This window comes from Pseudomonas poae, from assembly GCF_001439785.1.
Lineage (GTDB): Bacteria > Pseudomonadota > Gammaproteobacteria > Pseudomonadales > Pseudomonadaceae > Aquipseudomonas > Aquipseudomonas poae.
In genome coordinates, this window is record NZ_JYLI01000001.1 from 160,058 (window position 1) to 182,325 (window position 22,268).

Here is a 22,268-nt window from a genome sequence, read left to right on the forward strand (position 1 = left end):
GCGCCTGCCCTACTCCTTGATGCGCTGCGTTTGATACTGCGGGTCGGCCTGGATCTGGGCTTGGGTGAACGGCAGTGGGCGCAGTGTTTTCTCGGAGAACGCTTGAGTCTGATCCGTTGAATACTCTGAGGCCGGGTTGCTCGACTCGGAAGGCACCAGCACCCCGATCGCCTGCGGGCCGTGGTCGTCGAACGTGACGATTTGAAGGTAGCTGGTGCCGCTGACCACTTCGCGCTTGCCGTCGGCGCGGGGCACGGTTTGCATGGCGTTGTAGATGCCGAGTTCCTGCGGGCCGCCGTGCATCGGGGTTTGGCCGGAGACCTGGACGTCGCCCCAACGGGCCGCGCCGAGTGTGCCGACGGCTGCGGTCGAGGCCAGCATGGCTTCGCGCAGGGCCTTGGCCACCGGCTCGCGGTCGATGGCTACGCCACGCGGTGTGGTCAGGGGGTTGGCGGGGTCGAAGGCGACACGCCAGGCGTCGGGGATTTGCCGCAGGTGTTCCATCAGATTGATGAAGTGCAACAGGCCCAGGCCGCTGTCGAGGTTGGCGTGCTGGTCCCAGGTTTTGAGGCTGCTGCACAGCGATTGCAGGGCGTCGGCGTCGGTGCCCAGCTGTTTGGCGCAGAACGCCAGCAGGTCGGGCATGACTTGGCCCGCCAGGTACACCTCGTTGTCCATCACCAGGCTTTGCAGGTCGGCGACGTTGATGGGGTGTTTCTCGAGGGCGTGCAGGCGCTGGAGGGCGAAGCGCGCGCGCGGGCCGAGGCCGATGTGGTCCTGGCTGATCACCGGGGAGAAGCCGGTCAACGGTGCTTGGGGGTTGGCCATCCAGGCGGAATCATTGGAGTGCTGCACGTAGTCGGTGCGCTGCAACTGCGGCAACTGGTGCGCCGGGAAAATGCCCGTCTGCGCCGCGTGCGGGTCGATGTCCCAGGCGCAGGCGCTGTGGGCGCCGTCGAGAATGATCATTTGCAGGCCGGCGCGGGGATCGCTGCACTGGGCCAGTTTGGCGGCGCTGACGTTGGGCACCACCGACAGGTTCATGTACAGGCTCTGGCCCTGGTCATCGGCGGCAATCGTGTTCACCCACGGGATGCCTTGCAGCGTGTGCACCGAAGTTTGCAGGGCCTTGAGGCTGTCGGCGCGGTTCATGGCGTACCACTGTTGCAGCACACGGTCGTTATCCAGGTTGGCGTCGCGCAGGCTGAAGGCGTACTGGTTGTCCCAATCGAGTTTGCCGGGCCACTGCACCACCGGGCCAAACTGCGAGCTGTAGACGGGGTGGCTCACCGCCTTGAGACTGCCATCCGGCTGCTTGACCTGCACGGTGACCGACGTTTTCGCCAGAGGCACGGATTTGCCGTCGAGCAGGTAGCGCGTGGCGTCCTTGGGGTCGAGCGTCAGCCGGTACAGGGTGAAATGCTTGGACGTGTCCACCGTGTGCGTCCACGCCACGTGCTGGTTGAAACCGATATTTACCACCGGCAGGCCCGGCAAGGCGGCGCCCATCACGTCCAACTGGCCAGGGATGGTCAGGTGCATCTCATAGAAACGCATGCCGCCCACCCACGGAAAATGCGGGTTGGCCAGCAGCATGCCACGGCCGTTGAATGAGCGATCACGGCCCACGGCGACGGCATTACTGCCCCGGTCCAGACTGAAACGCTGTTGATTGGCCGCGGCCATTGCAAACGCCTTGGCGCCGGGCTGCACGGATGCGGTGGCCTGCGGTGGCGTTGCACCGACCAGCGCTTCGGCGAATTGACCGACGCCGCCTTCCACCAGCAGCCTGCGGGTCAACTTCACCAGGTCTTCGGCTGCCAGCGGGCGTACCCATGCGCCCTGGCACTGCGCTGGCGCGCCCTGCTCTTGCAGATAACGGTTATAGCCGGCCACGTAGCCGTCGATACGCTGTTTGATCTCGGGGCTCTGGGCTTTCCAGAACGCGGCGACGGTTTGCGGCGTGTTCAGCCAGTTGAAGAACACATCGCTGGCCAGGTTGTTGCGCTCCTCCAGGGTTGCCTGATCGGGACCGAAGAACCTTGCGCGCTGACCATTGACCGTGACCACTTCGTTGGCCAGCAGGCACAGATTGTCCTGTGCGTAGGCATAGCCGATACCGAAACCAAGGCCGCGCTCGTCAGTGGCGCGAATGTGCGGCACGCCGTAGGTGGTGCGGCGGATATCAGCCGACGCCGGTGTCACCTGCTCCCGTGCCGAGGCGGCCAGGCTCACCCCCAGCAACAGCCCCGCCATGCACACACTGGACAACCCGTTGGTAATAATCACGCAGACTCCACAGTCAAATTGAACACCCTCACCGGGGGGTAACCACCCCACCGTAAGAACGCAAAAGACCGTGCACAATTTAGCCGCCGGAGTGCTTTATTCCGTGTGCTTGCCTTGTGACGAAACCGATACCGACAAAATTTCTACATTCGCCACTTCATGATTTTGCTCGCTCGTTCGTCTTATTAACCAAGAGCGCCATCATTTTCCTGATCAGGCTCTGATAAGGAGTTTTTGCATGTACAACCCGCCAGTGACCACGGATGGACATTCATCGGCCGCCGATGCCCAGTTCGGCAGCGGCACCCAAGCGTTCGGTAAAACCCCCGAACAGCAAGGCAACCAGCGTATTCGTCATTTGCTCAAATGTTTTGGCCTGCGTACCAGCCTGATTCGGTTGAAGGTCATCGACGCCCTGCTCACCGCCGCCGACAACCAGCGCACCCTGGGCGTGCGCGGGGTGCACGGCCACTTGCTGGAGCTGGGCATCCCGCTGTCGTTTCTCAGCGTGCGCGAGGTGCTCAAGCGCCTGTGCAGCGAGGGCGTGATCACCCTGAATGCCGACAAGAGCTACAGCCTCCATGAAGAGGCTGCCAAAGTGCTCGAAGGCCGCGCCTGAGCCCACTCAGAAGTTGGGTTTGACCTTGCGCCGCATGATGCCGTTGATCACCACCACAACCACTGCGATGGCAATGGCGATGTACTGAAAGGTTTTTTCGCTGATCACGCCAGTGTTCTGCAGGTAGGACAGGCCGAACATCGAGCTCAGTACCACCAAAGAGATCAGAATCGAGTATTTCAAGCGTTGCTTTTGAGTCATGACGGGTTCCTGAAGCGTTAAGAATGTGCCACCGGGGCCTGATATTACAGGCGCTGAAAACTTTGGCTTGCCTGACTGACACGCTGACCGTGACTCGGCAGGCGCCTCACCCGCCGAAGCTGTACGAATTTTCTTGCACCATCGCACCTAAAGCTCCTACAGCTCAAGCCGATAGCCCTACGAAGCTCCAAAAAAGCCGCGTCGACAATAAACGCTTCGTAAGGACGACCCCATGCCCCCACTGCGCTCCATCCAAGCCCGCTATACCCTGTTTCTGCTGCTGTTTGTTCTGGTGTTGATCGTGCTGACGGTGGTCGGTATCGGCCAGTTGGTCGCGCCCACGTTGCGCCACACCGAGGAACAGGTAGTGCTCAACCGCGTCGCGCAAGTGGCCGAACGTATCCAGGGCGAACTGAACAAGGTGCAGGCCCAGCAACGCAGCATCACCCAGACCATTCCCCTGCTCGACAGCGATGCCATCGACAAGGTTCTGCCCGGTCTGGTGGACCAGTACGGCGAGCTGAAGGTGTTTGGCGGCGGGATCTGGCCGCTGCCCAACCAGCGCACACCGGGGCGCAACAAACACAGTACGTTCTGGCACCGCGATGCGTCGGGCAAGCTGGCGGTCAATACGTTCTGGAACAGCGACCCTGCGCCCAATTATTACGATCAGAGCTGGTACAAGGGCGGCCTCGCCTCGCCGCCCGGCCAGTGCGCCTGGGCTGCGGCTTACAAGGACGACGCCAGCCAGGAGCCGCGCACCAACTGCGCCATGGCGATCCAGCGTGACGGCGCCGCCTATGGCGTGTCCACCATCGACGTGACCCTGGGCTTTTTCAATGACCTGGTGGCCGCCAAGGAAAAAGACATCGGCGGGCAGATGCTGATCGTCGAAGCCGACGGCAAGATCATCAGCAACAGCACCCGTTTCAGCAGCCCGGTGGTGTTGAAGAACATCAGTGAACTGACGGGCACCTCGGCGTTTGCCGCCCAGGTCAGCAAGGCCCTGGCCCAGCGCGAGCAGGGCCTGCAGCGCAGCGAGTTCGACAACGGCGGCGTGGCCAGCACCTTCTATATGCGCCCGATCGAAGGCACGCCGTGGTTCCTCGCGACCGCCCTGCCTACCTCGCTGATCACCGCACAGCGCGATGACGTGCTCGGCAGCCTGGCCCTGCTGCAAATCCCCATGGTGTTGCTGCTGGTGCTGCTGGCTGCCTATGCGATCCGCCAACTGGTGCAGCGCATGAAGTCGCTCACGTCCAACATCGACGCGTTGTCCGCTGGCGATGCCGACCTCACGCGACGCATCACCATCCGCGCCGAAGACGAAATGGGCGCCATCGGCCACTCGGTGAACCGCTTTATCGTCTACCTGCAAAACATGATCGGCGAAGTGACCCAGGCCACCGGCGCCATGTCGTCGGGCCTTGAGCAATTGCAGCGGACCTCGGCCCACACCAACCAGATCCTGGTGCGCCATGCCAGCGAGACCGACCAGACGGTTACCGCCATCACCGAAATGAGCTCCACCGCCGACACCGTCGCGCAAAACGCCGCCGAAACGGCGGCCTTCACCCAGCGCGCCAACGAGCATGCCGACCGTTCCCGCGTGGTGGTAGGCGAAGCGTCCACCAGCGTCGGCGCCTTGATCGGTGAAGTGTCCAGCGCCACCCACAGCGTGGAAAACATGCGCCAGGACGCGGCGCGCATCACCGAAACCCTCGGTGTGATCGGCGCCATCGCCGGCCAGACCAACCTGCTGGCGCTCAACGCGGCCATTGAGGCAGCGCGCGCGGGTGAGCAAGGCCGTGGTTTTGCGGTGGTGGCGGACGAAGTGCGGGCGCTGGCCGCTCGGACCCAGGCCAGCACCTCGCAGATCAATGAAATGCTCGCGCGCCTGACCGCGGGCGTCAGTTCCTCGGTGGCGGCCATGGAAAACACCCAGGCCAGCTGCCAGTCGGCGGCGGATGCCACGGCGCGGGTGAATACCGGGCTGGATGAGATGGCCGGTTCCGTGGCGCATATCAACAACCTCAGCACCCAGATCGCCACGGCCGCCGAGCAGCAGAGCGCGGTGACCGAAGAGATCAACCGCAGCATGGTGCAGATCCGACAGATGGTCGAGGAGCTGGTGGAAAGTGGTCATGCCACCGAAACCAATACCCAAAGCCTGCTGGAGGCCAATGGCCGAGTGATCAGCCTGATGGGGCGTTTCAAGGTTCAGTGATAAATTCATGAAACACTCCCGTGCAAGACACGGGAGTGGGACTATTCTGACAGTTCCGGGATTTCGCCACACAGGAGGTGTGCCATGCGCACTGCCGAGCACGCGGTCCGCCTGGAGCGGATCAGTCAGGAACGCTTTGTCCAGGCTCCTATCGACGCCGTCTACGACTACGTGACCCAGCCGGACCGCTGGCACGAATGGCACCCCACCTCCCTTAGCGCCGACACCGGCACGCGTGGTTCTCTCGCCACCGGTGCGCGTTTTTGCGAAATGATCGACCTCCTGGGTGTACGCGTGCCCCTCAGTTACCGCGTGCAAATCGCCCAGCCTCCCGACGAATTCAAGGCTGCGTTCACGTCGGTGGCCATCGACGGCTCCATCCACTATTTCCTGCAGCCCTATCGCGATGGCACGCTGTTCAAGCGCGTACTCATGTACGAAACCGAGTTGCAACTGGCCACTTTGCAGGCGCGCATGGTCGAGCTGTCGGCGGTTGCGCTGGACCGTCTCAAGCAACGGCTGGAGAATGCCTGACCCCCTTGACAGCGATCTCACGATGAATCCTTGCACTTGATCGGCTATCTCGGCCTGTTCCTCGCGGCCTTTGGCGCCGCCACGCTGTTGCCGCTGCAATCGGAAGCCGTGCTGGTGGGGCTGCTGCTCAGTGGCGATTACCAGTGGGCATGGCTGCTGAGCGTCGCCACCCTGGGCAATGTGCTGGGCTCGGTGGTCAATTGGCTGCTGGGGCGTTGGGTGGACCACTTCAAGGACCGGCGCTGGTTCCCGGTCAAGGCCAGGCAGTTGGAAAAAGCACGTAACAATTACCAGCGCTGGGGCCATTGGACGTTGCTGCTCAGTTGGGTGCCGATCATCGGCGACCCGCTGACCCTCGTCGCCGGCGTGATGCGCGAGCCGCTGTGGCGATTCCTGCTGCTGGTCACTCTCGCCAAAAGCCTTCGGTATGGCGTACTCGTCGCGGTGACACTGCACTGGGTATTAATTCCTGCTTAATCCGCTATAAACAGCATCCGGACTCTTTTCTCTGGAGTAATGCTTATGCCTCTGATCCGCGACGTTTTCATCACGGGCCTGCTCGCCACCAGTGCCGCCTCTGCCTTCGCCGCTACCTACGGGCCTGAATTGCAAGGTTTCCAATACCCTTATCCGCTCAAGCACTTCGAGTTCCAATCCCAGGGCGAGTCCCTGCAAATGGGCTATATGGACGTCCCCGCCAACGGCACGCCCAACGGCCGCAGCGTGGTGCTGATGCACGGCAAGAATTTCTGCGGCGCCACCTGGGAAGGCTCGATCAAGGCCATGAGCGACGCCGGTTACCGGGTCATCGCGCCGGACCAGATCGGCTTCTGCACGTCCAGCAAGCCCGAACACTATCAATACAGTTTTCAGCAATTGGCCAGCAATACCCATCAACTGCTGGAAAAGCTCGGCGTTAAAAAGGCCACGATCATTGGCCACTCCACCGGCGGCATGCTCGCCACCCGTTATGCACTGATGTACCCGGCACAGACCGAACAACTGGCGATGGTCAATCCGATTGGCCTGGAAGACTGGAAAGCCCTGGGCGTGCCGTATATCAGCGTTGACCAGTGGTACGCGCGTGAATTGAAAGTCAGCGCCGAGGGGATTCGCAAGTACCAGCTCAACACCTATTACGTGGGGCGCTGGAAGCCGGAATACGAGCGTTGGGTGGACATGTACGCGGGTTTGAGCAACGGCCCGGGGCACAAGCAGGTGGCATGGAACTCGGCGTTGATTTACGACATGATCCTTACCCAGCCGGTGTACTACGAGTTCAAGGACTTGAAGATGCCCACCCTGTTGCTGATCGGCACGTCTGATAACACCGCCATCGGCAAAGACGTGGCGCCGCCCGAGGTCAAGGCAAAACTGGGCGACTACACGGTGTTGGGCAAGCAGGCGGCCAAACTGATTCCCAAGGCAACGCTGGTGGAATTCCCGGGCCTGGGCCATGCGCCGCAAATGGAAGAACCTGCGCAGTTTCACAAGGCGCTGTTGCAGGGGTTGAACAGCCTTTAATCCAACTTTTTGAGGCAATCGTGAATGTCGGTACAGATCGCAGTCATTGATGATTGGCAGGACGTGGCCAGTGGCGTGGTGGATTGGTCGGCCCTGGCGAAGGTCGGGCAGGTGCACTTTCTGCACGACTACCCGGCGGACACGGCGGTGATGATCGAGCGGCTGAAGGCATTCGAGGTGATTTGCCTGATGCGTGAACGCACCACGTTCGACCAGCCACTGCTGCAAGGCCTGCCCAACCTCAAACTGCTGGTAACCGGCGGCATGCGCAATGCCGCCATCGACCTTCCCGCCGCCAAGGCCCTGGGCATCCAGGTATGCGGCACCGACAGCTATAAACATGCGGCACCGGAACTGACCTGGGCGCTGATCATGGCCTCGGCGCGCAACCTGCTTGCCGAGGCCGCTTCGCTGCGGGCCGGTCACTGGCAGGTGGGCCTGGGCGGCGACCTGCACGGCAAGACCCTGGGCATCCTCGGCCTGGGCAGCATTGGCCAGAAGGTCGCAAAATTCGCCCAGGTGTTCGGCATGCGCGTGATTGCCTGGAGCGAAAACCTCACGCCCGAGCGCGCGGCCGAAGCCGGGGTAGCCTGGGTGAGCAAGCGCGAGCTGTTCGAGCAGGCCGATATCCTCACCGTGCACCTGGTGCTGAGTGCCCGCAGCCGTGGGCTGGTGGACGCCGAGGCGCTGGGCTGGATGAAACCGACTGCCAGGCTGGTGAACACCGCACGCGGGCCGATCGTGGATGAGCAGGCATTGGTCGAGGCCCTGAGTACCGGGCGACTGGCCGGGGCGGCGCTGGATGTGTATGGCGAGGAACCATTGCCGGTCGATCATCCCTTCCGGCACTTGCCCAATGTGCTGGCGACGCCCCATGTTGGGTATGTGAGTGAGCAGAATTACCGGCAGTTCTATCAGCAGATGATCGAAGACATCCTGGCCTGGGCTGAAGGCGCGCCCGTTCGCGTGCTGGGCTAACCGCCCGCCGCACCATTGCAGGGCGGCTCTGTTGTGGCAAGCCTTAATGCCGTTCAGATAAGGAAAATGTGTGGGCTTCATTGTGGCGAGCGGGCTTGCCCCGCGTTGGGGGGCGAAGCGCCCCCAAATCCAGCAAAACGCGGTGTACCTGATACGGCTCAGCGCCTGGCTTTGGGGCTGCTGTGCAGCCCAACGCAGGACAAGCCTGCTCGCCACAGGGAATCTGCGCTTGACTGAACAGCATTGGGGCTTGCCTGCTCACCACATTGGCCAATTTGCACAGCATCGGCCCTACCGGCCGTCGGCTTATACCCGTCCGATATCCTGTTACAAGTTTTTCGTCCTACAAAATCTTCCTAAAGTCCCTACAGCGTCTGAGTTATGTCCTAGACTCGTGACCGATGGGTCTCTTTCCGAATAAAAACCCCGCAAAAAATCGAAACTTTCAAACTCGGCCATAGGTCAAGTTTCAGGTAGGGCGTGTTCAGCGGTTCCCGCCAGATGCCGTCCATCCAATCTTTTCGAGTTAACCGTACAACTGGCATACGCCTTGCCAGTTTGTATAGCGCTTGTGCGCCTGGCCGCAGGGAGCGGTCAATTTGAGCTAGTGGCAGCGGGCCATTAGCCGACTAACACCAAGGGGAGTGCATTATGATCAGTGCCGCAGTTGTAACTCAGGGAGAGCGTTTTAGTCAGCCGGTAGGGGGGCCCACGTCGTTGGCCGACCTGCCCAACACTGTGCGGCCGATCGTGAGTAAAAATCCAAATCGAAAGAAAGTCCTGTTCGTGACTTCCGAGTTCGCCGATCTGGTGAAGACCGGCGGCCTGGGCGACGTCTCTGCCGCCCTGCCCCGCGCCATGGCACATTTGCACGATGTGCGCGTGCTGATCCCCGGCTACCCGCAGGTGATGGAAAGCGACAACCCCATTCACATCGTCGGTGAGCTGGGTGGTCATGCCGCGCTGCCACCGTGCAAGATCGGACGCATGGACCTCAAGGATGGCCTGGTCATCTATGTGCTGATTTGCCCCGAATTGTACGAACGTGAAGGCACCCCCTACGGCGCCAACAACGGCCGCGACTGGCCGGACAACCATATTCGCTTCGCCCGCCTGGGCCTGGCCGCCGCCGACATGGCCGCCAACCTCGCGCAGATTCACTGGTGCCCGGACCTGGTGCATGCCCACGACTGGCCTGCAGGCCTGGCCCCGGCCTACATGCACTGGCGCGGCTCGCGCACGCCGACCCTGTTCACTATCCACAACCTGGCCTATCAAGGCGTGGTCAGCCTGGCCTCGACGCCAGAGCTGGGCATTCCGCCCCACGCCCTGCAACAGGAAGGCATGGAGTTCTACGGCAAGATGTCGTTTCTCAAGGCCGGCATGGCGTACTCCAGCCATATCACCACCGTGAGCGCCACCTACGCCGAAGAAATCACCACCCCCGAATTCGGCTGCGGCCTTGATGGCTTTTTGGCCAGCAAGACCCAGCAAGGCTTGCTCAGCGGCATTCCCAACGGGATTGAAGACAGCTGGGAAACCTCCACCGACCCGCACCTGACCCATAACTTCAACATTGGCGACTGGGAAGGCAAAGCAGTCAACGCCAGGCAAGTGCGCGACCTGTTCGGCCTGAGCGAGTCGAGCGGCCCGCTGTTTGCGGTGGTCTCGCGTCTGGTGTTCCAGAAAGGCCTGGACCTCACCGAGGCCGTTGCCAGCTTTATCGTCGAGCAAGGTGGGCAAATTGCGATCATCGGGCGCGGCGAGCCGGAAGAAGAGAACGCCATGCGCGAACTGGCGCTGCGCTTCCCGGGCCAGATCGGCGTGCGCATCGGCTTCAACGAGACCGACGCGCGCCGCATGTTCGCCGGCAGCGATTTCCTGCTGATGCCGTCGCGCTACGAGCCCTGCGGCCTGAGCCAGATGTATGCCCAGCGTTTCGGTTCGCTGCCGGTAGCCCGCAACACCGGCGGCCTGGCCGACACCATCGAAAACGGCGTGACCGGCTTCTTGTTCAATGAATCAACAGTCGACAGCTACAAGGAAGCCCTGAGCCGCGCGTTCAAGGTATTTGCTTTCCCTGACCTGCTCAACGCCATGCGTTGCCGGGCCATGACACGGCCGTTCAACTGGAGCCAGGCGGTGGAACCCTACGCCGAACTCTATGAGCAACTGGTGGCTAAAGCACTGGGGAAATCCGCTAAATAATCAAAGGGAGGTTTTTGTAGATGCCGTTACGGACTCTGGAAACCTGGCCCCACGGCGCAATCATGCTGGACGCGCAACACACGCGTTTTGCCCTGTGGGCGCCAGACGCGTTTTATGTCAGCGTTGAATTGGAACACGGTAAATCCATCGCCATGCTGCCCCAGGCAGACGGCTGGTTCGAGACAGAAGTGGCGTGCCCCGCGGGGACACGCTACCGCTTCAACATCGATGGGGAAATGGACGTACCCGACCCCGCCTCGAGGGCTCAGGTCGACGATGTACACGGCTGGAGCCTGGTAGTCGACCCGCTCGCCTATGAGTGGCGACACAGCCAGTGGCAAGGCCGCCCGTGGCACGAGGCGGTGATCTACGAACTGCACGTGGGCGCACTCGGCGGCTACGCGGCGGTTGAACAACACTTGCCGCGCCTGGCCGCGCTGGGCGTCACGGCGATCGAACTGATGCCGTTGGCGCAATTTCCCGGCGAGCGCAATTGGGGCTACGACGGGGTTCTGCCCTACGCACCGCAATCCTCCTACGGCTCACCCGAGCAGCTCAAGCACCTGATCGACAGCGCCCACGAACACGGCCTGGCCGTGATCCTCGATGTGGTTTACAACCACTTCGGCCCGGACGGCAACTACCTGGGCCAGTACGCGGCAGGCTTCTTTCAGGAAGAAGTGCACACCCCCTGGGGCGCGGGCATCGATTTCAATCGCCGCGAAGTGCGCGACTTCTTTCTCGATAACGCGTTGATGTGGCTGCTGGAATACCGTTTCGACGGCCTGCGCCTGGACGCGGTGCACGCCATCGACAACCCCGATTTCCTCCAGGAGCTGGCGCAACGCGTGCGTCAGCAGGTGGACACCGGGCGTCATGTGTGGCTGATGCTGGAAAACGAACTCAACCAGGCCAGCCTGTTGCGGCAGGATTTCGATGCGCAGTGGAATGACGACTTCCACAACGTACTGCACGTGTTGCTCACGGGCGAAACCGACGCCTACTACAGCGACTTTGCACAGGACGCGACGGCCAAACTGGCGCGCTGCCTGGGCGAAGGTTTTATCTACCAGGGCCACACCACGCGTCACGGACATGCCCGTGGCGAGCCCAGCGCAGATCTGCCACCCACCGCCTTCGTTGCGTTTTTGCAGAACCATGACCAGATCGGCAACCGCGCCCTGGGCGAGCGCCTGCACCAGCTCTGCTCACCGCAGGCACTGAGCGCGGCCACAGCCCTGTTGCTGCTGTCGCCAATGATTCCGCTGATGTTCATGGGCGACGAAGTCAACGCAAGCGAGCCGTTCCTGTTCTTTACCGACCACCATGGCGACCTGGCCGAAGCCGTGCGCGAAGGCCGGCGCAACGAGTTTGCCGACTTCGCCGCCTTCCAGGATCCCGAACGGCGCGAACACATTCCCGACCCGAATGCGCTGTCGACCTTCACCCGTTCGGCCCCCACCTTTGCCGAAAACGAACAGGCCGCGCTGTATCGACACCTGCTGAAGCTGCGCCACCAGCACATCGTGCCGCACCTGCCTGGCGCCGTCGCCCTCGGCGCTCAAGTGCTGGCTGACGCGGCCGTCACGGCGCGCTGGCGCCTGGGCGATGGCAGCATCCTGCAAATCGACCTGAACCTGGGCGCCACGGCGCTGGACTGTGCCGCATCAGGCGCGGTTATTTTTCAAACGCCGGCCAGCCAGGATGGGCAACTGCCGCCCTGCAGCGCACGCGTCACCTTATCCCCTGCTGGAGATCACCTTTGAGCGAAGCGAACCTGGAAATCCTCGCCAGCCGCGCGGGCCTGGCCGTCGATTGGATCGACGCAAACGGCCGCCCGCAACGTGTGAGCGCCGACGCCCTGCGTGCCGTGTTGAAAGGCCTCGGCCACCCGGCCGACAACGATGCCGAGATCGACGCCAGCCTGCATGAACTGGAACAGGCGCAACACGACAAACACCTGCCGCCCCTGCTGACTGTCGAAAGCGGCGACGGCCTCGACCTGGCGCGCTTCTTTGCCCCTGACACGCCCTGCCGAGTGAACCTGGAACAAGGTGAAACCCTTGAGCTGCGCCTGGACGATAACGCGGTGCTGCCAGGGGTGATCGCGCTCGGGTATCACCAGGTGCGTATCGCTGACCAAGCGTTCACGCTCGCCGTGGCGCCCCGCCATTGCTACAGCGTGGCCGAAGCGGTCGATACCCACCCTGCCCGCGCCTGGGGCCTCAGTGCCCAGCTGTATTCGCTGCGGCGTCTCGGCGATGGCGGTTTCGGCGATACCCAGGCCCTGGAAAACCTGGTGCGCGCCGCTGCCGAACGCGGCGCCGATGCGTTGGCGATCAGCCCGATGCACGCGATGTTCAGCGCCAACACCGGCAGCTACAGCCCCTACTCGCCGTCCAGCCGCCTGTTTCTCAACAGCCTTTACGCCTCGCCCGCCAGCATCCTTGGCGAACGGGAAGTGCGTGACGCCATTGAGGCCCTGGGCCTGGACGAAGAACTGCACCGGCTCGAACAGGACACGCTGATCGACTGGCCGGCCGCGGCCAACGCCAAACAGCGCCTGCTGCGCGCACTGTATGAAGACTTTCGCCACGGCCATCACCCACAGCACACCGACTTCCTGAGCTTTCGCCAGGCCGGTGGCGAAGCCCTGGAAAACCATTGCCGTTTTGAGGCCGTACAAGCGATGCGCGCCGCTACCGGGGAAGACCTCGACTGGCGCCACTGGCCCGAGGACTGGCGCACGCCGCAGAGCCCGGCACTGGCGCAATTTGCCGAGGATAACCGCGACGAAATCGGCTTCTACGCCTTCAGCCAATGGCTGATCGCGCGCTGCCTGGCACGTGCGCAACAAGCCGCACGCGGCAGCGGCATGGGCGTGGGCCTGATCGCCGACCTGGCCGTGGGCGCCGACGGCGGCGGCAGCCAGGCCTGGAGCCGCCAGGATGAACTGCTCGCCGACCTCACCGTGGGCGCGCCGCCGGATATTCTCAACCGTGCAGGCCAGGGCTGGGGCATTTCCGCGTTCTCTCCGGAAGGCCTCAAGCGCAACGGCTTTCGTGCCTTCATCGAAATGCTACGCGCCAATTTCGCCCATGCCGGTGGCCTGCGCATCGACCATGTGATGGGCCTGCAGCGTCTGTGGGTAATCCCCATGAACGCCTCGCCGCGCGAAGGGGCTTATCTGTATTTTCCGGTGGACGACATGCTGCGTCTGCTGGCGCTGGAGTCGCACCGCCACCAGGCCATCGTGCTGGGCGAAGACCTCGGCACCGTTCCCGACGGCCTGCGGGAAAAACTGAGCAGCCGCTCCATCCTCGGCATGCGCGTGCTGTTGTTCGAACAGAACCATGAGGGCCGGTTCACGCCGATTCTCGACTGGCCGGACAACGCCCTGGCGACCACCAGTACCCACGACCTGCCCACCCTCAATGGTTGGTGGCACAGCCGCGATATCGACTGGAACGTCCAGCTCGGCCTGATCGACGCCCCCACCGTAGAGCAATGGAGCGAGCACCGCCTGCGCGAACGCCAGGCGCTGCGCCAGGCCCTCAGCCAGGACCCGCAGAACTTCGTCGACGAGATCCGCAACGAAACCGATCACATGATCGACGCTAGCGTGCGTTACCTGGGCCACACCCGTGCGCCGCTGGTGTTGCTGCCGCTGGAAGATGCGCTGGGCATCGAAGAACAACCCAACCTGCCCGGCACCACCGATACCCATCCCAATTGGCGCCGCCGTCTGCCGGGCGAGGCCGCGAGCCTGCTCGACAATGCCGGCGCCGCGCGTCGCCTGGAACTGCTGGCCGTGGCGCGCAACCAAGCCTATGAGCGTGACCGATGAAAGCACTGCCTCTGCGCGCTACCCAGCGCCTGCAATTCCATAAAGGCTTTACCCTCGATGACGCGGTGCCGCTGGTGCCGTACTTCGCCAGGCTGGGCATCAGCCACTTGTACGCCTCGCCGCTGCTGAGTGCGCGCGCCGGTTCCATGCACGGCTATGACGTGGTCGACCCGACCAGCGTCAACCCGGAACTGGGCGGCGAAGCGGCCCTGCGCCGGCTGGTCGCGGCCCTGCGCGAGCACGATATGGGGCTGATCCTCGATATCGTCTCCAACCACATGGCCGTTGGCGGTGCCGATAACCCCTGGTGGCTGGACCTGCTGGAATGGGGTCGCCTGAGCCCCTACAGCGAATTCTTCGACATTCAGTGGCACTCGCCGGACCCGCTGCTCAAGGGCCAGTTGCTGATGCCGTTTCTGGGCAGCGACTACGGCGAAGCCCTGCAGACCGGCACCCTTAAATTGTTGTTTGACGCCCGGCACGGTGCGTTCTACGTCGAGCATTACGAGCACCGCTTCCCGATCTGCCCGCGCGACTACGCGATGATCCTGGGCACTGACGAGCCACTCAAACCGCTCGCCGAGCGCTTCAGCGCCCTCGCCCATCAGGACGACGCCTATGCCGAAGCCGCCTGGCTCAAGCAGGCGCTGGCCGAGCGTGCCACCGAAGTGCTGCCGGCCATCGAGCAGCGCCTGGCGGCGTTCGACAGCCGTGAACCGGCGGGCTTCAAGCGCCTGCACCAATTGCTCGAACAACAGGCTTACCGCCTGGCCAGCTGGCGCACGGCGGCGGACGATATCAACTGGCGGCGCTTCTTCGACGTCAACGAGCTGGGCGGCCTGCGGGTGGAACGTGCGGCGGTGTTCGAAGCCACCCATGGCAAGATTTTCGAGCTGATCAGCGAAGGGCTGGTGGACGGCCTGCGCATCGACCACATCGACGGCCTGGCCGACCCGCGCGGTTACTGCCGCAAGCTGCGCCGCCGGGTGGACTCGCTGGCACCGGCCCGGCACTTGCCGATCTTTGTCGAGAAGATCCTTGGCGAAGGCGAAACCCTGCGCGAAGACTGGCAAGTGGACGGCACCACCGGCTACGAATTCATGAACCAGCTATCGCTGCTGCAACACGACCCGCAAGGCTTTGCGCCGCTGGCCGAGCTGTGGACCCGTCACAGCGAGCGGCCTTCGGCGTTTATCGAGGAAGCCCGACTGGCGCGCCAGCAAATTCTCAATGGCTCCCTGGGCGGTGACTTCGAAAGCGTCGCCCAGGCGCTGCTGCAGGTGGCGCGCGACGACGTGATGACCCGCGACCTGACCCTGGGCGCCATTCGCCGGGCCTTGCAGGAACTGATCGTGCACTTCCCGGTGTACCGCACTTACATCAGCGCCCGTGGCCGCAGCGCCGCTGACGACGAAATCTTCCAACAGGCCATGGACGGTGCGCGCAGCACCTTGAACGAAAACGACTGGCCCGTGCTCGACCACCTCGAACAGTGGCTCGGCGGCCAGCCGTGGCGCAATCGCCCGGTGGGCCGCGAACGCAAGATCCTCAAGCATGCCTGCGTGCGTTTCCAGCAGCTGACGTCGCCCGCCGCCGCCAAGGCCGTGGAAGACACCGCGTTCTATCGCTCGGTGGTGCTGCTGTCGCGCAACGATGTGGGCTTCAGTACCGAGCAGTTCAGCGCGCCGCTCGACGCCTTCCATGCCGTCAACCAACAACGTTTGCAGGCTTTTCCGGATAACCTGCTGGCCACCGCCACCCACGATCACAAGCGCGGCGAAGACACCCGCGCGCGCCTGGCGGTGCTCAGCGAGTGCGCGCCGTGGTATGTCGAGCAGGTGGAACACTGGCGCACCCTTGCCGCGCCCTTGCGCAGCGAGGCCGACATACCCAGCGCCGGCGACGAGTTGATCCTGTACCAGGTGCTGCTGGGCAGTTGGCCGCTGGACATGGGCTCGGACTTTACCGACTACCAGCAACGCCTGTGGCAATGGCAACAGAAGGCCTTGCGTGAAGCCAAATTGCAAAGCAGCTGGAGCGCGCCCAACGAAGCTTACGAACAAGGCGTGGAAGCGTTTCTCTCGCGCCTGTTGCTCAGCGACGACGGCCGCGCACTGCGCGATGCCATCGGCAGCGCCGCCCAGGCCATCGCACCGGCCGGGGCCCTGAATGGCCTGGCGCAAACCTTGCTTCGCGTCACTGTGCCGGGTGTGCCGGACCTGTACCAGGGCGCCGAGTTCTGGGATTTCAGCCTGGTGGACCCGGATAACCGTCGCCCGGTGGATTTCAGCGCACGGCAACTCTCGCTGGACACGCCGCCGGATCCTGGTGAGCTGTTGTTCCACTGGCGTGACGGAAGGATCAAGCAGGCGTTGATCGCCCAGGTGCTGGCCTTGCGCAAGGCCCATCCCGAGGTGTTCCGCAGCGGCAGCTACACGCCGCTGGAAGTGGTCGGGCAACACGCCGACCATGTGGTTGCATTCTGCCGCGAGCACGCCGGAACACAGGTGCTGGTGGTGGTGCCACGCTGGCCGCAGCGCCTGCTTGAAAACGGTGTGCATCCCACCATCACTGCGCAGGTTTGGGGCGATACGCGGGTGAAATTACCGTTCAACGCGCCAACGCAAAACTGGAAGGGACTTTTTCATACAGGCGCAGTCACACCAGACAAGGAGCTGTTGATCAGCACTGCCCTGGGGGATTTCCCGGTCAATGTCTTTATCAATCCTGATATTCAAGAAAGCTGAACATTTTCTGTGAGGAGTGTGTGATGAGTAATGAAGACAAACGCATTCGCGAATTGGCGCATCAGATCTGGGAATCCGAAGGCAAGCCCCATGGTGACGACGCTCGCCACTGGGAGATGGCACGCAAGCTGGCCGAAGCCGAGGCGTTGACGCCGAGCAAGAGCAAGCCTGCGGACAAAGACAAACCCAAAGCCGGGCCAAAGGCCGCGCCTAAAGCTGCGCCCAAGCCCAAGCCGGCACCCGCTGCGGCCGGCAAAAGGGCTGCCCCGGCGGCGAAAAAGCCGCCGGCGCCGAAAAAACCAAAGCCTTGACCTCCACACCGCTTGTCGACACGGTCGCCAAGCGGTGTTTTTACCTTCCAGACCGTCAGCTGAATTTCCGTCAGAATGGCCGCGTTCGGCCTGAAAAAGACCATTGCAGGAGCAACACCATGAGCAAGCCCGACAAAAACCCTCCGACGCAGAACGAGCCGTCGAGGATCCGTGAAGGTTTGCCCTTCCCGCTCGGCGCCACCTGGGATGGCCTGGGCGTCAACTTTGCACTGTTTTCGGCCAATGCCACCAAAGTGGAGCTGTGCCTGTTCGATGACAGCGGCGAAGTGGAGCTTGAGCGTATCGAGCTGCCGGAATACACCGACGAGATTTTCCACGGCTACCTGCCTGACGCCCATCCAGGGCTGATCTACGGCTATCGCGTGTACGGTGCCTACGACCCGGCCAACGGTCATCGCTTCAACCACAACAAACTGTTGATCGACCCCTACGCCAAGCAGTTGGTGGGTGAATTGAAATGGTCCGAGGCGCTGTTCGGCTACACCATCGGCCACCCGGACGACGACCTCAGCTTTGACGAACGTGACAGCGCGCCTTTCGTGCCCAAGTGCAAGGTCATCGACCCGGCGCACACCTGGGGTAATGACCAGCCGGTGCGTGTGCCGTGGGACCGTACGATCATTTATGAAACCCACCTGCGCGGCATCAGCATGCGCCACCCCTCGGTCGAGGAATCGGTACGCGGCACCTGCGCCGGCCTGATGGAAGATGATGTGCTCAAGCACATTCGCCAGTTGGGCGTCTCTTCGGTCGAATTGTTGCCCGTGCATGCCTTCGTCAATGACCAGCATCTGCTGGAAAAAGGCATGACCAACTACTGGGGTTACAACAGCATCGCGTTTTTCGCCCCCGACCCGCGCTACCTCGCCAGCGGCAAGATTGCCGAGTTCAAGGAGATGGTTGCGCACCTGCATGAGCAGAAGCTCGAAGTGATCCTCGACGTGGTCTACAACCACACCGCCGAGGGCAACGAGCGCGGCCCTACCCTGTCGATGCGCGGTATCGACAACGCCTCCTACTATCGCCTGATGCCCGACGACAAGCGCTACTACATCAACGATTCCGGCACCGGCAACACCCTGGACCTGAGCCACCCGTGCGTGCTGCAAATGGTCACCGACTCGCTGCGCTACTGGGCCACCGAAATGCACGTCGACGGCTTCCGCTTCGACCTGGCGACCATTCTTGGCCGCTACCGTGACGGCTTCGACGAGCGCCACAGTTTCCTGGTGGCCTGCCGTCAGGACCCGATCCTGCGCCAGTTGAAAATGATCGCCGAGCCTTGGGATTGCGGCCCCGGCGGCTATCAGGTGGGCAACTTCCCGCCGGGCTGGGTGGAATGGAACGACCGCTTCCGCGACACCGTGCGCGCGTTCTGGAAAGGCGACGACGCGCAACTGGCCGACTTTGCCGGGCGCATGACTGCTTCGGGCGAGATGTTCAACCACCGTGGTCGGCGTCCGTACAGTTCGGTGAACTTCATCACCGCTCACGACGGTTTCACCCTGCACGACCTGGTGTCGTACAACGACAAGCACAACGAAGCCAACGACGAGAACAACCAGGACGGCAGCAACAACAACCTGTCCTGGAACCATGGCGTCGAAGGCCCGACCGAAGACCCGGAAATCAACGCGCTGCGCCTGCGCCAGATGCGCAATTTCTTCGCCACGCTGCTGCTGGCCCAGGGCACACCGATGATCGTTGCCGGCGATGAATTTGCCCGCACCCAGCACGGCAACAACAACGCCTATTGCCAGGACAGCGAAATCGGTTGGGTCAACTGGGACCTGGACGAAGACGGCAAGGCCCTGCTCAAGTTCGTCAAGCGTCTGATCAAGCTGCGCCTGGCCTACCCGATCCTGCGTCGCGGGCGTTTCCTGGTCGGCGACTACAACGAGGACATCGGTGTCAAGGACGTGACCTGGCTTGCGCCGGATGGCAACGAAATGAGCACCGAACAATGGCAGGACGCCAACGGCCGTTGCCTGGGCATGCTGATGGATGGTCGCGCCCAGGAAACCGGCATTCGTCGTGCCGGCGCCGATGCGACCTTGCTGCTGGTGGTGAACGCGCACCACGACCTGGTCAATTTCCGCCTGCCTCACGTGCCCGAAGGTCAGTTCTGGACCTGCATGCTGGACACCAACGAGCCGGCGGTGCGCGGTCAGGAACGCTTTGACTTTGAACACGAGTACGCCGTGACCGGCCGCTCGCTGCTATTGTTCGAACTTCAGCGAGACGATGAGGTGTGAGATGGCTTTGCACGGATTCCTTCGCGGCTACCGGGGCTATGCGGACACGCAGGCCCTGGGTGATGCCCTGAAGGCACTTCAGGAAGAAGGACTCGATCAACTCCCGCTGCCCGGCAGCGGGCAGACCCTGGAGCGGTTCAGCCGCCTGGCGCAGGTGGCCGGGCATGACCTGCGCCTGTGCAAGTTGTTCGAGGGCCACACCGACGCGTTGGCGATCATGGCCGAGTTGCGCTGCCCGCTGCCGCCGTTGGGCAGCACATGGGGCATGTGGGCCGCCGAACCGCCCGATGCGAAAGTGCGGGTGCGCAAGGCGGGCCAGCGTCTGCTGCTGGAGGGGCGCAAGGCGTGGTGTTCGGGCGCGGCGGTGGTCAGCCATGGATTGCTCACCGCCTGGGATGAAGAGGATCGCCAGCAACTGGTGGCGGTGGAGATGCACCAGCCCGGCGTCACGGTGACCGATCAAGGCTGGAACGCGGTGGGCATGGCGGCCACCGGCAGTGTCGAGGTGGTTTTCAATGAGGCTTGGGGCATTGCCATCGGCCAACCTGGAGATTATCTCGCGCGGCCGGGCTTCTGGCATGGCGGCGTCGGTATTGCCGCGTGCTGGTACGGTGGCGCGCAGCGTCTGGCCGAAGTGCTGCGCGAGCAGTGCGGCAAGCGCCCTGAACCCCATGCCCTGGCGCACCTGGGTGCAATCGACAGTGCGTTGAACAGCGCCGCCTGTGTGCTGCGCGCCAGTGCCTGGCAAATCGACCAGGCGCCTCTGGCTGACGCGCGCATATTGGCCCAGCAGGCGCGCGCCAGCATCGAGGACATGACCGAACAGGTGATCCAGCATGTCGGCCGTGCCGTCGGCGCCGGGCCTTATTGCAAGGATCCGCATTTTGCCCAGTTGATGGCAGACCTGCCGGTGTACGTGCGCCAAAGCCATGCCGAACGTGACCTCGCCGCGCTCGGCGAGCTGGTGGCGGGCGAGCCGTCCGGGAGGTGGCAGTTATGAAACCCAACCCGATCGTCGGCCAGGGCACGCCCTTGCACCAATGGCAGAACTCACCTCACATGGCCGGATTGCCCCAGATCAGCGTCGAACAACTGGTGCCGGAAGGGTGTCGCGCCGTGATCATCGCGCCGCACCCGGACGATGAAGTGCTCGGCACGGGCGGTCTGCTGCAAGGCTTGGCCGCGTTGGGCCGGCCGATCCAGCTGATTTCGGTCACGGACGGCAGCGCCAGTCATCCGGGTTCGCAACGCTGGCCGGTGGAGCGTTTGAGTGTGGTGCGCCCGCAAGAGTCGGCCCAGGCCCTGCATCGCCTGGGGGTGCCGCTGCATAGTCTTAAATGGCTGCGCGCAGGCTTTACCGACAGCAAGGTCGCCGCCCGCGAAGCGCAATTGGTGGCGTTCATCCAGCGCTACCTCAAGCCTGATGATGTGGTGTTCGCCACTTGGCGCGAAGATGGGCATTGCGACCATGAAGCGGTCGGTCGCGCCAGCGCCAAGGCTGCCGAGCATGTCGGCGCTACGCTCTACGAGCTGCCGGTGTGGACCTGGCACTGGGCGACCCCGGAGGACAGCCAGGTGCCCTGGCACCGCGCACGCAAGATCCCGTTGAGCCCCGAAGCGGTGGCCCGCAAGCGCCACGCGATCCATGCGTTTGCCAGCCAACTGGAGGGTGACGCGCAGATCGGCCTGGCGCCGGTTCTGGCGCCCCATGTGGTCGAACGGCTGCTGCAACCTTTTGAAGTGGTGTTCGTATGAGTGTCGCCACGCCCTATTTCGATCAATTATTCGACGGCAACGATGACCCCTGGGCGTTCCGCCAACGCTGGTACGAGCAACGCAAACGTGCGCTGACCCTGGCGGTCTTGACCCGCCCGCACTACGCCTCGATCTTCGAACCCGGCTGTGCCAACGGCGAGCTGAGCGCTGCGCTGGCGCCACGCTGTGACCGGCTGTTGTGCTGCGACACCGCCTCGGCGGCGGTGGCCCTGGCGAGAACCCGTCTGCAGGAATTCCCCCACGCGCGGGTGCAGCAAAGTCGGCTGCCGCAGGACTGGCCCGAGGGCCGGTTTGAACTGATTGTATTGAGCGAATGGTGTTACTACCTGGATGCCGATGACCTTGGCCGCTTGATCGACCACGCCCTCGGGTCGCTCACCGCCAACGGCCAACTGCTGGCCTGCCACTGGCGCCCGGCCATTGAAGGCTGCCCGCAGACCGCCGAACAGGTGCATGCCCTGCTCGACCAGCGCCTGGCGATGCCGCGCGTGCTGATGCACCATGAAGCGGATTTTATCCTCGACCTGTGGAGCCGCGACGGCACCTCGGTCGCCGCTCAAGAAGGACTGTGCTGATCAGGGCCGCTTCGAAAAATCGTCGTCACACCATGTAAAAACTCCAGATCCTTGTCTATGCTGACAACGCCTGACTGACATTCCAGGGTTGGAACGCCAGGCACTCGTCGCAATGGAGTCTGCGGCGGCTACCCCCAGTGTCCTGCCGCAAGCGGT

The 22,268-nt window shown here is 63.1% G+C and carries 17 protein-coding genes; 15 read left to right on the top strand and 2 right to left on the bottom strand.

Annotated features, from left to right (window positions below):
* Window positions 1-9: 9 nt before the first annotated feature.
* Window positions 10-2,289 (bottom strand): bifunctional acylase PvdQ, encoded by a 2,280-nt coding sequence (gene pvdQ, locus TU75_RS00520; protein ID WP_060547907.1) that lies wholly within the window; start codon window positions 2,287-2,289, stop codon window positions 10-12.
* Window positions 2,290-2,527: 238 nt separating this feature from the next.
* Here pvdQ and TU75_RS00525 point away from each other — a divergent pair, with 238 nt between their 5' ends.
* Window positions 2,528-2,908, top strand: a complete 381-nt coding sequence (locus TU75_RS00525) for a hypothetical protein (protein WP_003230583.1) — start codon at window positions 2,528-2,530, stop codon at window positions 2,906-2,908.
* A gap of 6 nt (window positions 2,909-2,914) precedes the next feature.
* On the opposite strand, the gene TU75_RS00530 is transcribed toward TU75_RS00525, so the two are convergent.
* On the bottom strand, window positions 2,915-3,109 hold the full coding sequence (locus tag TU75_RS00530; RefSeq protein ID WP_003230581.1) for a hypothetical protein: 195 nt from the start codon (window positions 3,107-3,109) through the stop codon (window positions 2,915-2,917).
* Window positions 3,110-3,341: 232 nt separating this feature from the next.
* Between TU75_RS00530 and TU75_RS00535 the strand changes: the two genes are divergently transcribed.
* The 14 genes from TU75_RS00535 (at window position 3,342) to TU75_RS00600 (ending at window position 22,112) form a co-directional block, all read left to right on the top strand.
* The gene (locus TU75_RS00535) at window positions 3,342-5,336 is read left to right on the top strand and encodes a methyl-accepting chemotaxis protein (protein WP_003230579.1); all 1,995 of its coding nucleotides are present in this window, start codon (window positions 3,342-3,344) and stop codon (window positions 5,334-5,336) included.
* 84 nt (window positions 5,337-5,420) lie between these two features.
* Window positions 5,421-5,870 carry an SRPBCC family protein gene (locus TU75_RS00540; protein ID WP_060547908.1) on the top strand — a complete coding sequence of 150 codons (450 nt, stop codon included), beginning with the start codon at window positions 5,421-5,423 and terminating at the stop codon, window positions 5,868-5,870.
* 39 nt (window positions 5,871-5,909) lie between these two features.
* Window positions 5,910-6,347 (top strand): YqaA family protein, encoded by a 438-nt coding sequence (locus TU75_RS00545; RefSeq protein WP_032869791.1) that lies wholly within the window; start codon window positions 5,910-5,912, stop codon window positions 6,345-6,347.
* A gap of 45 nt (window positions 6,348-6,392) precedes the next feature.
* On the top strand, window positions 6,393-7,394 hold the full coding sequence (locus TU75_RS00550) for an alpha/beta fold hydrolase (RefSeq protein WP_060547909.1): 1,002 nt from the start codon (window positions 6,393-6,395) through the stop codon (window positions 7,392-7,394).
* A 24-nt stretch (window positions 7,395-7,418) separates the two neighbouring features.
* Complete coding sequence (locus TU75_RS00555) at window positions 7,419-8,372, top strand: D-2-hydroxyacid dehydrogenase family protein (protein ID WP_060547910.1); 954 nt, start codon at window positions 7,419-7,421, stop codon at window positions 8,370-8,372.
* 651 nt (window positions 8,373-9,023) lie between these two features.
* On the top strand, window positions 9,024-10,580 hold the full coding sequence (gene glgA / locus TU75_RS00560) for a glycogen synthase GlgA (RefSeq protein ID WP_080627492.1): 1,557 nt from the start codon (window positions 9,024-9,026) through the stop codon (window positions 10,578-10,580).
* A gap of 20 nt (window positions 10,581-10,600) precedes the next feature.
* Window positions 10,601-12,346 carry a malto-oligosyltrehalose trehalohydrolase gene (gene treZ, locus TU75_RS00565; RefSeq protein ID WP_060547911.1) on the top strand — a complete coding sequence of 582 codons (1,746 nt, stop codon included), beginning with the start codon at window positions 10,601-10,603 and terminating at the stop codon, window positions 12,344-12,346.
* Window positions 12,343-14,427, top strand: coding sequence for a 4-alpha-glucanotransferase (malQ, locus tag TU75_RS00570; protein WP_060547912.1), 2,085 nt, complete (start codon window positions 12,343-12,345; stop codon window positions 14,425-14,427). Before treZ ends, malQ begins: the two co-directional genes overlap by 4 nt.
* Window positions 14,424-17,174, top strand: coding sequence for a malto-oligosyltrehalose synthase (locus tag TU75_RS00575; RefSeq protein ID WP_060547913.1), 2,751 nt, complete (start codon window positions 14,424-14,426; stop codon window positions 17,172-17,174). Before malQ ends, TU75_RS00575 begins: the two co-directional genes overlap by 4 nt.
* A gap of 23 nt (window positions 17,175-17,197) precedes the next feature.
* A complete protein-coding gene (locus TU75_RS00580) occupies window positions 17,198-17,485 on the top strand; it encodes a DUF2934 domain-containing protein (RefSeq protein WP_060547914.1) in 288 nt (95 codons plus the stop codon).
* Window positions 17,486-17,604: 119 nt separating this feature from the next.
* Window positions 17,605-19,761: a glycogen debranching protein GlgX gene (gene glgX / locus TU75_RS00585; protein WP_003230557.1), complete on the top strand. Its 2,157-nt coding sequence runs from the start codon at window positions 17,605-17,607 to the stop codon at window positions 19,759-19,761.
* Window position 19,762: 1 nt separating this feature from the next.
* A complete protein-coding gene (locus TU75_RS00590; protein ID WP_015372181.1) occupies window positions 19,763-20,761 on the top strand; it encodes an acyl-CoA dehydrogenase family protein in 999 nt (332 codons plus the stop codon).
* Entirely contained in the window at window positions 20,758-21,516 is a 759-nt protein-coding gene (locus TU75_RS00595; RefSeq protein WP_003230552.1) for a PIG-L deacetylase family protein, read from the top strand. The genes TU75_RS00590 and TU75_RS00595 overlap by 4 nt, the downstream gene beginning before the upstream one ends.
* Window positions 21,513-22,112 carry an SAM-dependent methyltransferase gene (locus TU75_RS00600; protein ID WP_060547915.1) on the top strand — a complete coding sequence of 200 codons (600 nt, stop codon included), beginning with the start codon at window positions 21,513-21,515 and terminating at the stop codon, window positions 22,110-22,112. Before TU75_RS00595 ends, TU75_RS00600 begins: the two co-directional genes overlap by 4 nt.
* Window positions 22,113-22,268 lie beyond the last annotated feature (156 nt).